At 62.0% G+C, this 255-nt stretch carries 1 pseudogene; it reads left to right on the forward strand.

What is annotated here, in order from left to right:
* Positions 1 to 255, forward strand: a pseudogene (locus L6D89_RS32525) (hypothetical protein); the annotation flags it as partial.

Raw genomic sequence — 255 nt, forward strand, 5'->3', positions numbered from 1 at the left:
TGGGCCTGGACGGCGAAGAGGTGACCATCGACTTCATCAGCGAAACAGGCGGCGTCACCAAGCAGGAAAGGCGCTTCACCGGCTATGCCATCGAGCCGTCCTGGGACATCGCCAATCGGCTGATGACAATCACCTGCAGCGACCAGCTGCAGTACCGGGTCGAGAACATGACGGTCGAGCAGATCGACGCCCTGACTGGGGGCTGGTGGACGCCCGACATGTTCGAATCGCCTGACGGTCGTAGCCGTTGGGACT

Origin of the sequence: Pseudomonas pseudonitroreducens, from assembly GCF_021603645.1 — a bacterium.
GTDB classification, from domain to species: domain Bacteria; phylum Pseudomonadota; class Gammaproteobacteria; order Pseudomonadales; family Pseudomonadaceae; genus Pseudomonas; species Pseudomonas pseudonitroreducens.